Here is a 12,543-nt window from a genome sequence, read left to right on the forward strand (position 1 = left end):
AATATAGTTTATGAAAAAAGTAGAATTAGATGTACATACACATACAGTAGCAAGTGGACATGCTTTCAGTACTTTGCAGGAAATGGCACAGGCTGCTGCAGAGAAAGGATTGAAAGTATTGGGTATCACAGAGCATTCGCCGGGTATTCCAGGAACGTGCAATCCTATTTATTTCCGTAATTTGCATGTAGTGCCTCGTCGGATGTATGGTATTGAATTATTATTAGGAGCAGAAATTAATATTATAGATGCAAAAGGTACACTCGACTTGGATGAAAAGACCATGCAAATGCTTGATATCCGTATTGCCGGTATTCATTCGTTGTGTTACAGTCAGGGTACAAGAGAAGAAAATACGCAAGGTATGATAAATGCCATTGCTAATCCATATACTCATATTATCAGTCATCCGGGTGACGGAACAGCCCAACTCGATTTTGAGCCTATCGTACTGGCTGCAAAAGAACATCGTACTTTGTTGGAAATCAACAATAGTTCATTGAAACCTTGCCGGAATAAAGCAGAGGCGAGAGGTAATAATTTAGAGATACTTCGCCTTTGTAAGAAATATGAAGTACCGGTTATTTTAGGAAGCGATGCACATATTTCTTTTGATATTGCCACTTATGACTATGTGTGGCAACTGGTGGATGAAACTGGTTTCCCGGAAGAACTGATAATGAACCTGAGTGTAGAAAAGTTTGAAGATTATCTGAATATAAAATAAGCATGAAGCGAATACTCTTTGTTTGTTTAGGAAATATCTGCCGGTCTTCATCGGCAGAGGAAATTATGCGTACATATATTAAAAGAGCCGGACTGGAGCATGATATTGAAGTTGATTCGGCTGGTATCAGCAGCTTTCACCACGGTGAGCCGGCCGACGAGCGGATGCGGGCACATGCTGCACGGCGTGGCTATCACATTACTCATTTGTCCCGTCCGGTACGCACAGAAGATTTCTATAATTTTGACCTGATTCTTGGTATGGATGATCGCAATATCGATGCGTTGCGTGAAAAAGCACCGGATATTGAGTCAGAACGTAAAATTCAACGAATGACTGATTATTGTCGGGTAAAGGTTGTGGATTATGTCCCCGATCCTTACTATGGCGGTGCGCAGGGATTCGAAAATGTACTCGATATTTTGGAAGATGCCTGCGAAGGCTTATTGGATGCTGTAAAACAATAGTTTTTGCATTTTAGGGCAAGTTTTTAAACAAACTGTTTATACGAAAATAAGGGCTGATTTACGTTACTTGTATCGAAGGCCGATGATACAAGTATCGTAAGCTAACGATACAAGTATCGAATGCTGATGATACAAGTCACGTTTTCGAATGTAATAACAGGGCATTTAAAACTCTATCAGACAGCATGAATTACTTTTAAATAAAAATGCCTTCATACTTTTTGATATGCTTTATTTGAAGCAAATAGAGTATGAAGGCATTTCTTTTATTTCTTAAGTTCCGGATAACTGATACGTGTGTGGTACATTGTTTTCAGTTTTTCCTTGAATACAGTTTTTACAGTGGCTATGTCTTTGAAAGTAATCGGACATTCCTTAAAATAGCCTTCTTGTACCTGACTGTCTATAATCTTGTCGACTAATGCCGAAATGCTTTCTTCTGTATATTCCGGTAAACTGCGTGAAGCTGCTTCTACCGAGTCTGCCATCATCAGAATAGCCTGCTCTTTGGTAAACGGATTGGGACCGGGATACTGGAAAGCTGTTTTATCGACTTCTTCATCCGGGTGTTCGTTCTGATATGAAATATAAAAATATTTGGTAAGCCCTGCTCCATGATGGGTACAGATAAAGTCTTTTATAACCGTAGGAAGATTATACTTATCCGCCAGTTTCATTCCATCCGTAATATGGCTGATGACAATCTGAGCACTTTGTTTATAAGTCAATTGGTCATGAGGATTGACACCTGATTGATTCTCTGTAAAAAAGGCGGGATTGAGCATCTTACCTATATCGTGATACATAGCTCCGGTACGTACCAGTTGGCTGTTGGCTCCGATGCGGTTAGCAGCAGCAGCAGTGAGGTTAGCCAATTGTAAGGAGTGTTGGAAAGTACCAGGTGCTACTTCCGACATCTCCCTCATTAGTTTGTTGTTGATGTTGGAGAGCTCTACTAATGTTACGTTGGAAGTGAATCCGAAGGTCTTTTCCAATATAAACAGCAACGGATAAGTGAATAGAAGCAGAATTCCATTCAGGATAAAATTGATATACATATTCGTGCTGAGTTGTGCTATCGTACTGACGTGAATAAGGTCTAGTGCCAGGTAGAGAATCGCATAAGACAGTGTTACGATAAAAGCACTTCGCAGAAGTTGCGACCGTTGTGATAATTCCCGAAGACTATAGATACCTGCCATACCTGCTACGGTTTGAAGTAAGATAAACTCATGCGGCGTACGCAGTACAATAGAGCATAGTAATATGGAGGTGATATGTGCCATAAAAGCGGTGCGGGAGTCGAGGAAAATACGTATAATAATCGGTATCATGGCAAAAGGAACAATATATACATTAAGAAAAGCGTGTTCTACCATGATAAACGATATGATGGGGAAGATGACGATAATGCTGAAGAGCAGATATAGACATCGTTTCCGGCTGTAATAATCTTTGCGGAAAAGTTCCAGATAGGTAAAGAAAATACCAATGAGAATCGCTACAAACAAGATTTGTCCGAAGAGAGTAAGACGTTTCTCGGTAGTGGTCTCGCTTCGTTTGCTCCATTCTTTCTGGAGTGACTTTAAGATGTTGTAGGTTTGCTGGTTGATAATTTCTCCTCGGTCAATAATTTTTTGTCCGTTCATGACGAAACCACTGGCCCAGGAAATGTTTGACAGCAAATCCTGCTTCGCCGATTCCGATTTCTCTGCATCGTAAATCAAATTAGGAGCAATGTAATTGTTCAGGTTACAGAGCTGTAGCATCCGTTTGTTGTAATGGATTGTATCAGACTTGATAAGTGCTTCATAAGCCTGTTTGATTGTATACAGATTGTTTATATCTCGTTGACTTGATATGTTTCTGTCCACAATCCGTATATGGAAAAAACTGTCTTTCCGCAAATTGGACAAATCATTGACGCCGATTACTCCTTGTTCATATATTTCTTTCAATAGTCGTTCAATGTGATTTCTATATGTTGGATTGGGGATAATACGATAGAGAGTGCTGGCATAGTCATCTTTGAATTTTTTTATCATTTCATCACCAATCCTTTTGTCTAGTCCATAATAAGGACGATAGGCAGCCATTATGCTGTCTTGCTCATGTTGTACTTGTTGCTCTTCTTTGTAGATTGGAAAATCGAATGAGGCTTGAAGCAGTCCATATTTCCAAGGCTTGTTAATGTCAAACTGATAATTGAATTTCCCTTCCCGTGGCAGGAAATAGACGAGCAGGGTTACTGTAGCTAGAAAAATAATGCTTTTATATAGCAGTTCCTTGTATGAGAACTGCCTTTCGGTCTGGAAACTTTTCATAATGAAGTATATTTTGGGTGCAAAATAAGAAAAAAACGGGAAAATTAGCTTAATTTTGCACTGTATTTTTAGATAGAAACCACTATGTCAGAAAGAAAAGTAAGAGTTCGTTTTGCACCTAGCCCTACTGGTGCATTGCATATCGGCGGTGTACGTACTGCCTTGTATAACTATCTGTTTGCCCGCCAGCATGGTGGAGAATTGATTTTCCGTATCGAGGATACGGATTCAAACCGTTTTGTTCCGGGAGCAGAAGAATACATTCTCGAATCTTTTAAATGGTTAGGTATTCATTTCGATGAAGGGGTAAGTTTCGGAGGAAATTATGGTCCATACCGCCAGTCGGAGCGTCGCGATATTTATAAGAAATATGTACAGGTATTGCTGGATAACGGAAAAGCTTATATTGCTTTCGATACTCCGGAAGAACTGGATGCAAAACGTAAGGAAATTCCTAACTTCCAGTATGACGCATCTACTCGTGGTAGTATGCGCAACTCTCTTACCATGAGTAAGGAAGAAGTGGATGCACTCATTGCAGAAGGTAAACAGTATGTAGTTCGTTTCAAGATTGAACCGAATGAAGATGTACATGTACACGATATTATTCGAGGAGAAGTTGTGATTAATTCATCTATTTTGGATGATAAGGTGCTGTATAAATCGGCAGATGAACTTCCTACCTATCACTTGGCCAATATTGTAGATGACCATTTGATGGAAGTTTCTCATGTAATTCGTGGAGAAGAATGGCTTCCTTCTGCACCTTTGCATGTGCTGTTGTATCGTGCGTTTGGCTGGGAAGATACGATGCCGGAATTTGCTCACTTGCCTCTGTTGCTGAAGCCGGATGGAAATGGTAAACTGAGTAAGCGCGATGGTGACCGTTTGGGATTCCCTGTATTCCCATTGGAATGGCATGATCCGAAAACTGGAGAAGTTTCCTCGGGATATCGTGAATCAGGTTATTTGCCGGAGGCAGTAATCAACTTCCTTGCTTTGCTGGGATGGAATCCGGGTAATGACCAGGAGCTGATGTCGATGGATGAACTGATCAAATTGTTCGACCTGCATCGTTGTAGCAAAGCTGGTGCTAAGTTCGATTACGAAAAAGGTAAATGGTTTAACCACGAATACATCCTGATGAAGAGCGATGAAGAGATTGCCGGATTGTTTATGCCAATTCTCAAAGAACATGGAATAGAAGCTCCTATGGAAACAGTGGTAACTGTAGTAGGATTGATGAAGGGACGTGTCAGCTTTGTGAAGGAATTGTGGGAAACTTGTAAATTCTTCTTTGTTGCTCCTGTAGAATACGATGAGAAGACCGTAAAGAAACGTTGGAAAGAAGATTCTGCAGAACGTATGTTGGAATTGGCCGACTTACTGGAATCATTAGATGATTTCTCATTGGCTCATCAGGAAGAAGTTGTGATGAAGTGGATTGAAGACAAAGGCTATCATTTGGGTAACATTATGAATGCGTTCCGTCTTACATTGGTTGGTGAAGGTAAGGGACCTCATATGTTTGATATTTCTGCTGTATTGGGAAAGGAAGAGACCGTAAGACGTATGCGTCGTGCTGTAGAGGTACTCAAATAAAAACCAAGTGTGATGATTTATAATCTGATTATATTTCTTTATGTAAGTGCAGTCCGTTTGGCTGCACTTTTCAGTGAAAAAGTATCAAAGATGGTGAAAGGACAGAAAGAGTCCTTTTCCATCTTGAAACAGCATATAGACCCCTCTGCCCGCTATTTATGGTTTCACGCTGCCTCTTTAGGTGAATTTGAGCAAGGGCGTCCTCTTATAGAAGCAATCCGGAAACAATATCCGGACTACAAGATTTTGCAGACTTTCTTTTCTCCATCAGGCTATGAAGTGAGAAAAGACTACAAAGGAGCCGATGTGGTTTGCTATCTGCCACTTGATACACCGGGAAATGTAAAGAAGTTTATCGACCTGGCACATCCGTACATGGCTTTCTTTATTAAGTATGAGTTTTGGAAAAATTATCTGGAAGAATTACATCGCCGCCAGATTCCGGTGTATAGCGTATCCTCTATCTTCCGTCCGGGACAAATCTTTTTCCGCTGGTATGGAGGATGCTATAAGGATGCCTTGAAAAGTTTTACTCACCTTTTTGTACAGAACGAAGAGTCGGTACATTTGTTGAAAACGATTGGCATATCCAATACCACAATAGTGGGAGATACCCGCTTCGACCGTGTACTGGAAATCTGTAATCAAGCCAAAAATCTTCCTTTGGTAGAGCAATTCAAAGGAAATGCGCTGACCCTTGTGGCTGGTAGTTCATGGGCACCGGATGAAGATATTTTTATACCTTACTTCAACAGTCATCCGGAGATGAAGCTGATAATAGCTCCTCATGTAATCAGTGAAAGCCATTTGAAAGAAATTATGGCGAAATTGAAACGTCCTGTGGTGCGTTATACTGAGGCGACAGAAGAAAATGTGAAACAGGCAGATTGCTTGATTATCGATTGTTTTGGACTTCTTTCTTCTATCTATCGTTACGGAGAAGTTTCCTATATAGGAGGAGGATTTGGCGTAAGTATTCATAATACACTGGAAGCTGCCGTTTACGGTATTCCTGTTGTTTTTGGACCTAACAATAAAAAGTTTCTCGAAGCACAAGGGTTGAAACAATGCAAAGGTGGTTTTGAGATAACTGGAGCTGAAGAATTTAATGCCTTAATGGATAATTGGATAAAAGATCCTGCTTCTCTTGCTGCTTCTGGGAAAAATGCCGGAAACTATGTATCAGCCCATGCTGGCGCATTGGATAAAATCATGAAAACAGTACAGCTATAATATAGCTTTCAATATCATAGCCACAGAAACATGTTCTATTGTGTTTCTGTGGCTTTTTTAGTTTTCTATAGAAATAAATACTGATAAACTTTTTATTTATTTGTGTCTTGTCCGAAAGTTATAGCCTCCTGGGGTGTGGGCATATTATTTTCGTATAGTGCTTGTATGATTGTGGATGAAAGCATACGAAGTACTTTGCTGAGAGTTATAATATAGTAGGAGCCATATCGTTTCTTTTAAAAAAGCAATTTTCTAACACTATTTAAAGGCCTTTATGCTGGATTCTTCTAAAATAAAACTTATCTTAGCATAAACTTTAAAACTGATTCTTTTATCATGGGCAATAATAATTTTTATTGTGTAATTATGGCTGGAGGTATGGGGCGACGCTTTTGGCCTTATAGCCGTAAATCACTACCTAAACAGTTTCTTGACTTTTTCGGAACCGGACAAACGATGTTGCAGCAAACGTTTGAAAGATATAAACAGATTGTAGCGGTAGAGAATATTTATATCACTACACATCGTGATTATAAGGATTTGGTTTTGCAAATGCTTCCTGAAATAAAAGAAAATCAGTTGATTATTGAAGAAGAAAGAAGAAATACTGCTCCTTCTATTGCTTACGCTTCTCATGTAATACAGAAGATTAATCCTGATGCTACAATTGTAGTGGCGCCGGCTGATCATTTGATATTAAATGTAGAACGCTTTCGGGAAGCTATTCTGAAAGGACTTGAGTTTGCTTCGCGTACGGATAAACTGATTACACTCGGTATAAAGCCGGCAAAGGCAGAAACAGGATATGGATATATACAAATTGATGAAGAGAAAGAGGGTGATTTCTTCAAGGTAAAGACCTTTATAGAAAAACCGGCAAAAGAATTTGCCGAGATTTTTGTGCAAAGCAATGAGTTCTATTGGAATTCAGGCATTTTTATCTGGCATGTGAATACCATTCTAAAAGCATTTCATGAAATGATGTCCGAAATCTGTCCACGTGTGGAGTGCGATGTACCCGACTTTACTTCTTGCCCTAATATCTCTATTGATTACAGTATCATGGAGAAGGCTAATAATGTGTATGTACAACTTTGCGATTTTGGATGGGCTGATTTAGGAACATGGGAATCGCTGTATGAAACGTCTCCTAAAGATCACGATAAGAATGTGATAATCAATAGTAATACATTACTGTACGATTGTAAAGATAATGTAGTTCTGATGCCGGAAGGTAAATTGGCTGTGATACAGGGATTGGAAGGATATTTGGTTGCAGCTCGCGATAATGTGCTTCTCATTTGTAAGAAAGATGATCATAATGCCATCCGTAAGTTTGTAAATGATGTGGAAATGAAGTTTGGAGAAAAGTTCTCCTGATTCTTTATATGTAAGAAAAGACAAAGGGACTGTTTCGCAGCTTGCTGCCGGAATAGTCCCTTTGCCTTTCTAAAGTATCTTGTTATCTATTGGGTAGATTAGTATTCAAAAGTGATGCCTAAAGTGGGAAGCAATGTGCCACTTTCCTGCTTGATGTATTTCATTACATAGCGTTGTTCGGATGGAGCAGCCGAAGGATTTTCTATAGTACCTGTACTCATCAGTACGTCGGGTTGTTTCAGTTTGCTGGCAGTAATATTCTGTATGTCCAGATAGATTCCGAACATGCATTTCTTCCAGTAAAAAGTTTTATCTACACGGACATCCAGCTGTCCGAAGAAAGGAAGGCGTTCTGTATTGTACCGGCTGTAGTCATAGTATGCTTTTCCCTGTGCATTCCATGCTTCTACCAGTGACGATTTTTCTTCATCATATGGAGTATAAGGAGCTCCTCCTATGCAGCTTGCTTTCATTCCGATACTCCATTGTTTGGGAAGACTATAGGTACCACTCACATTGAAGATGAAACGGTTATCCCATGCCGATGCAATATAGCTTTCATTTTCTTTCGACTTGAATTCACTTTTAAAGAGGGTGAGGGAAGAAGATAGGTTCAGTTTCTGGGCCACTAACCACTTGAACATCATTTCTACCCCATAGGAGCGTCCTTCTGCATCCGATCGCAGTGCTTCGTTTCCTATTACCCCGTAGTCGTTACCCTTACAGGAAAGAGGGATTCCATCGTTTATGGAGAAAGGCATATGCTTGTATTGTTTGTGAAATCCTTCTATAGACAGTTCCATTGTTTCGTTAGGATTCCAAGACAGTCCGAGACTTTTTTGTGAAACAGATATATAGTCTAGATTTTGATTAGTGTAAGCCCGTCCGTCTTCTTTAAATCCTAAAGCAGTATATGGCGGAAGTTGATAATATTGTCCCAGATGTCCACTTAAGAACAGACCTTCTGCCAGCCGATAAGAAACAGAAAGGCGTGGAGAAAGCTGCTTCCACATTTCTTTCATTTTATCACTGTAATTATTGCCATCGGCCCGGACTCCCAGTGAAGCTGTAAACTTCTCGTCTGCCGAGGTATAATCTATTGAAGCAAATATTCCCCAGCGTAGCATATTCAGATTGGTCTTATAGTCGAACACATGAATTTGGTCTGTGAATAACTGCTGATAACTGTTCTGGTCATATTGTGAATAATTCAGTTCGGCTCCCAGATTTACTTTCCATACACTCCAGTTTGAAGTATTTTCCATTCTTATCTTGGTTTCCTGTTCTATGGAGCGGAGACGTAATGTCAGGTTGTCTTCCGAACTTTCATCATTATCCCGGTATTTCAGGTTACGGTTATTCAGATAACTGTGACTGACAGTAATGGTCTGTATATGCGGACCACCATAGTGGCGGTAGACACTTCCCAATGTAAATGTTTCCTGTTCTATTTTAGGCAAGTATCCCAATATATATTCGGCATCTTCACCTTCAATATCAAAGTTCAGTTTCATTCGGTCTATACCTCCCAGGCCTAAAACTGTCAGCTCATGGTGCGGATTGAAGCGTGTTTTTATCTTAAAGGAAGCATCTGTATAAGCCGGAAGGAGAGGTAATCCCAGAACTTTGAACAGCATTTGCAGATAGGATTGGCGTACTGATACCAGATAAGATGTTTTTTTGCCTAAATGTCCGTTCGAGGTCAGGGCTACTTCCGAAGCTCCTAATGTGGCTTTTACGGAGTTGTGTTCCATATCTCCGTCTCGCAGACTGAAATCGAGTACAGAACTCAATGCATTTCCTCTGTTGGCCGGGAAGGCACCGCTATAAAACTCTACGCTTCGTATCAGGTCGGCATCAATCAAACCAACCGGACCTCCGGAGGCTCCTTGTGTGCTAAAATGGTTTATATTAGGTATTTCTACTCCGTCCAGATAGAAACGGTTTTCAGAGGGACCTCCACCACGGACAATTAAATCATTACGGTATCCGATGGGAGAAAAGGCTACTCCCGGATAATTCTGTACAACACGGGATATATCGCGATTAGCTCCTGGAGCTTTTTCTATTTCTCTTAGCCCGATGACGCGTAGACTTACCGGACTTTCTGCTACTCTACGGAAAGGAGAAGCAGTGATGGTTACGGCATCTAAGGTCAGTTCATCTTCCTCCATCTCTATTTGAACATGTGGGGTAATATGATTTACCCGATATTCTGGAGTAAGTACGGTTTTGTATCCCAGGCTGGAAGCTTGTAGACGATAAATGCCGGGAGGTACCTGTTCTATAGTAAAATTTCCTTCAGAGTCGGTAGAGGCACCGGAGTTTAGTCCTACCACCAATACATTGACAAATTCCAACGGCTCGCGTGTTCGTTTGTCTATCACACTACCTTGTATTTTGTAAGTCTGTGCTAGGGAAGGGAGCCAGAATATGAGAAGAATAAATAACAGAAGGAAGTAGTTCTTTTTCATAGTGAATCTTTTTTGCAAAGATACGAAAAAAGCCATCCCAAACGGTAAGGGATGGCTTTCATATATAGTAAGGAGGAAAAATTATTGGGCATTATCTGTCCATGCTTGCTGAATAGCTTGAGCGATGGCTTTAAATTCTTCGTCGCTCAGTTTCAGTTTCGGATTAGAGAAGATCATATCCGACTCTTTTTGTATAGGAATCAGATGAATATGAGCATGTGGAACTTCAAGTCCGATGACAGCTTCGCCTACCTTTTTGCATGGAAATGCTTTTTGAATGGCTGCTGCAACATGTTTGGCAAAGATGTGCATAGCTGCAAGCTCTTCATCACTCAAGTCGAAAATATAGTCGACTTCTTTTTTAGGAACTACGAGTGTGTGTCCTTTTACCAGTGGATTGATATCCAAGAATGCGTAGAAATTTTCATTCTCTGCTACTTTGTAGCTGGGAATTTCACCTGCAATGATTTTACTGAATATTGTTGCCATAGTGGTATGGTATTAAAAAGGCAAGCCTGCATAAAGCAGACTTGCCTTTATTGATTAAAATGATATACCTGTAATTTCCAAGCTGATTTTACCCTGTGGAATAGTGATTTCTGCAATATCGCCTACTTTTTTGCCCAAAAGACCTTGTGCAATAGGAGTAGTAACAGAGATCTTACCCTGTTTAAGATTTGCTTCACTTTCTGATACGATAGTGTAAGCCATTTTCATGCCGGTCTTTACATTCTTCAACTCTACACGAGTCAGGATCTGTACAGTATCGGCTTTCAACTTGGAAGTATCGATGATTTTTGCGTCGCCGATAGTTGCTTTCAGTTGGTTGATTTTCATTTCCAATAAGCCTTGTGCTTCTTTTGCTGCATCGTATTCTGCATTTTCCGACAAGTCTCCTTTGTCACGAGCCTCGGCAATAGCAGCTACGATTTTCGGGCGCTCTACCGATTCTAAGTGTTTTAATTCGGCAACCAGTTTCTGGTAGCCTTCTTCTGACATGTAAGCCATAATTTTCTCCTTTTTTATTTGTTATTACTAATTTTTCTATCCTATAAACAAAAAAGAATCCCGACATGTAAACAATGCCGGAACCCTTTCTTATTTTGTATCTTTGACAAAGATAGGTCTTTTTATAATATCTGTCAAGTATATAATCGAGCTATTTTAGCATGCTTTTCAACATATTATAATAATTTCTTAATTGCTTCTTCCAAATTGGTTTTTTCGCCGATTCTTACACTTAACACATTCTCACGGTTCACAAGAAAAGCTGTTGGAAGCTGTGTTACTCCATATATGTTTGCATAAGTTGAGTATGGTCCTTGTGGGTCGCGTACGCAAATCCATGGCAGATTATCGGATGCTGTTTTCCAGAAGTGTTCGTCTGTATCCAATGAAACCTGATAGATTTCCAAGCCCTGTGAAGCATATTTCTGATACAATTCGCGAAGTGCCAAATTATGTGCTCCCGATGCCGCGTTGGCATACACTGTAAAGTCTATCAGCACGACCTTTCCTTTTAAATCGGTCAGATGTCGGATATTTCCTTTTATGTCCATAAGAGGAATATCAATGATAGAGGCCTCCTGTATTTTGTCTTCAGGAATTTCCAAAGGTTTGGCTTGTGGAATACGGGTATTTTTCATTCCCTTGATTACCATGTTATACAGATTGCGGGAACGGTCTGCATGAGGGTACATGTTGTTCAGACTGGTAGCTACAGCAGCAAAGCATTTGATGTCTTCTTTGTCGTTCAACGGGTCGAAAATCATCAGTCCGTTGAGCTGCTGGAACAGGGCAAAGTAAGAATACGGTTTGTTAGGACCGATAAAGATGTAATTCTTCTTTACTTTTTCCTTATAGGCATTTACCATTTGTTGCAGGCTGTCCTGTACCACTCCGATAGGAAGTCCTGATTTTCCTAATTGATTGACTTTCTGCTGTAAGTCTGCTTGCAACAGGACTAGCTCTTTAATCTTTTCGTTATTTTCTGAATTCTCAATCTGATAATCGGTTGCGAATTTATTGAAGTCGGCATGAATAGTGACGGTTTCCGTAGAATCAACGGTAAAGTTGATTACCTGCTCTCCGATGCGTAAACGGTAAAAGTCGGGTGATTCGGGACGTGCACCTGAAAAAGAAAATGCACCTTTGTCATTAAGTTTAACGGAGTCGATGGTTACGATACCTTCCAGACCTGTTTGTTCAAAATACAACATTTTGTCTGTAGCTTGTGCTACTTCACCTTCTACTTTAAAAGCAGGTTCGTTGTTGCAGGCAACCAGCCCTGCCGACAGCAATGCGGCTGCGATATAAGCATTTTTCTTCATTATCAG

General features: G+C 40.2%; 10 protein-coding genes. 5 read left to right on the top strand and 5 right to left on the bottom strand.

Annotated elements, in window-relative coordinates:
* Window positions 1–10: 10 nt before the first annotated feature.
* Together O6P32_RS08390 and O6P32_RS08395 are read left to right on the top strand one after the other, a co-directional pair.
* Window positions 11–727 (top strand): phosphatase, encoded by a 717-nt coding sequence (locus O6P32_RS08390; RefSeq protein ID WP_269877912.1) that lies wholly within the window; start codon window positions 11–13, stop codon window positions 725–727.
* A gap of 2 nt (window positions 728–729) precedes the next feature.
* Window positions 730–1,194, top strand: coding sequence for a low molecular weight protein-tyrosine-phosphatase (locus tag O6P32_RS08395; RefSeq protein ID WP_269877913.1), 465 nt, complete (start codon window positions 730–732; stop codon window positions 1,192–1,194).
* A gap of 266 nt (window positions 1,195–1,460) precedes the next feature.
* On the opposite strand, the gene O6P32_RS08400 is transcribed toward O6P32_RS08395, so the two are convergent.
* Window positions 1,461–3,518, bottom strand: coding sequence for an HD family phosphohydrolase (locus O6P32_RS08400; RefSeq protein ID WP_269877914.1), 2,058 nt, complete (start codon window positions 3,516–3,518; stop codon window positions 1,461–1,463).
* A gap of 84 nt (window positions 3,519–3,602) precedes the next feature.
* Between O6P32_RS08400 and gltX the strand changes: the two genes are divergently transcribed.
* The 3 genes from gltX to O6P32_RS08415 all read left to right on the top strand — a co-directional run bounded on the left by gltX (window position 3,603) and on the right by O6P32_RS08415 (window position 7,733).
* The gene (gene gltX, locus O6P32_RS08405; RefSeq protein ID WP_269877916.1) at window positions 3,603–5,120 is read left to right on the top strand and encodes a glutamate--tRNA ligase; all 1,518 of its coding nucleotides are present in this window, start codon (window positions 3,603–3,605) and stop codon (window positions 5,118–5,120) included.
* 12 nt (window positions 5,121–5,132) lie between these two features.
* Window positions 5,133–6,353: a 3-deoxy-D-manno-octulosonic acid transferase gene (locus tag O6P32_RS08410; protein WP_269877917.1), complete on the top strand. Its 1,221-nt coding sequence runs from the start codon at window positions 5,133–5,135 to the stop codon at window positions 6,351–6,353.
* Between the two features lie 336 nt (window positions 6,354–6,689).
* Complete coding sequence (locus O6P32_RS08415; RefSeq protein WP_269877918.1) at window positions 6,690–7,733, top strand: mannose-1-phosphate guanylyltransferase; 1,044 nt, start codon at window positions 6,690–6,692, stop codon at window positions 7,731–7,733.
* Between the two features lie 98 nt (window positions 7,734–7,831).
* Here the strand turns inward: O6P32_RS08415 and O6P32_RS08420 are convergent, their stop codons facing one another.
* From O6P32_RS08420 to O6P32_RS08435, 4 genes are all read right to left on the bottom strand, one after another.
* The gene (locus O6P32_RS08420; RefSeq protein ID WP_269877919.1) at window positions 7,832–10,207 is read right to left on the bottom strand and encodes a TonB-dependent receptor; all 2,376 of its coding nucleotides are present in this window, start codon (window positions 10,205–10,207) and stop codon (window positions 7,832–7,834) included.
* A gap of 81 nt (window positions 10,208–10,288) precedes the next feature.
* Window positions 10,289–10,696, bottom strand: coding sequence for an HIT family protein (locus tag O6P32_RS08425; protein WP_269877921.1), 408 nt, complete (start codon window positions 10,694–10,696; stop codon window positions 10,289–10,291).
* A gap of 54 nt (window positions 10,697–10,750) precedes the next feature.
* Window positions 10,751–11,215, bottom strand: a complete 465-nt coding sequence (greA, locus tag O6P32_RS08430) for a transcription elongation factor GreA (protein ID WP_269877922.1) — start codon at window positions 11,213–11,215, stop codon at window positions 10,751–10,753.
* Between the two features lie 176 nt (window positions 11,216–11,391).
* A complete protein-coding gene (locus tag O6P32_RS08435) occupies window positions 11,392–12,537 on the bottom strand; it encodes a DUF4369 domain-containing protein (protein WP_269877923.1) in 1,146 nt (381 codons plus the stop codon).
* Between the last annotated feature and the right edge of the window lie 6 nt (window positions 12,538–12,543).

This window comes from Phocaeicola acetigenes, assembly GCF_027529745.1.
Lineage (GTDB): Bacteria > Bacteroidota > Bacteroidia > Bacteroidales > Bacteroidaceae > Phocaeicola > Phocaeicola acetigenes.

What these genes read in the sequence shown, in the direction of transcription:
- O6P32_RS08390 (WP_269877912.1), top strand. Translation starts at nt 11, where the DNA reads ATGAAAAAAGTAGAATTAGATGTACATACACATACAGTAGCAAGTGGA.
- O6P32_RS08395 (WP_269877913.1), top strand. Translation starts at nt 730, where the DNA reads ATGAAGCGAATACTCTTTGTTTGTTTAGGAAATATCTGCCGGTCTTCA.
- O6P32_RS08400 (WP_269877914.1), bottom strand. Translation starts at nt 3,518, where the DNA reads ATGAAAAGTTTCCAGACCGAAAGGCAGTTCTCATACAAGGAACTGCTA.
- gltX (WP_269877916.1), top strand. Translation starts at nt 3,603, where the DNA reads ATGTCAGAAAGAAAAGTAAGAGTTCGTTTTGCACCTAGCCCTACTGGT.
- O6P32_RS08410 (WP_269877917.1), top strand. Translation starts at nt 5,133, where the DNA reads ATGATTTATAATCTGATTATATTTCTTTATGTAAGTGCAGTCCGTTTG.
- O6P32_RS08415 (WP_269877918.1), top strand. Translation starts at nt 6,690, where the DNA reads ATGGGCAATAATAATTTTTATTGTGTAATTATGGCTGGAGGTATGGGG.
- O6P32_RS08420 (WP_269877919.1), bottom strand. Translation starts at nt 10,207, where the DNA reads ATGAAAAAGAACTACTTCCTTCTGTTATTTATTCTTCTCATATTCTGG.
- O6P32_RS08425 (WP_269877921.1), bottom strand. Translation starts at nt 10,696, where the DNA reads ATGGCAACAATATTCAGTAAAATCATTGCAGGTGAAATTCCCAGCTAC.
- greA (WP_269877922.1), bottom strand. Translation starts at nt 11,215, where the DNA reads ATGGCTTACATGTCAGAAGAAGGCTACCAGAAACTGGTTGCCGAATTA.
- O6P32_RS08435 (WP_269877923.1), bottom strand. Translation starts at nt 12,537, where the DNA reads ATGAAGAAAAATGCTTATATCGCAGCCGCATTGCTGTCGGCAGGGCTG.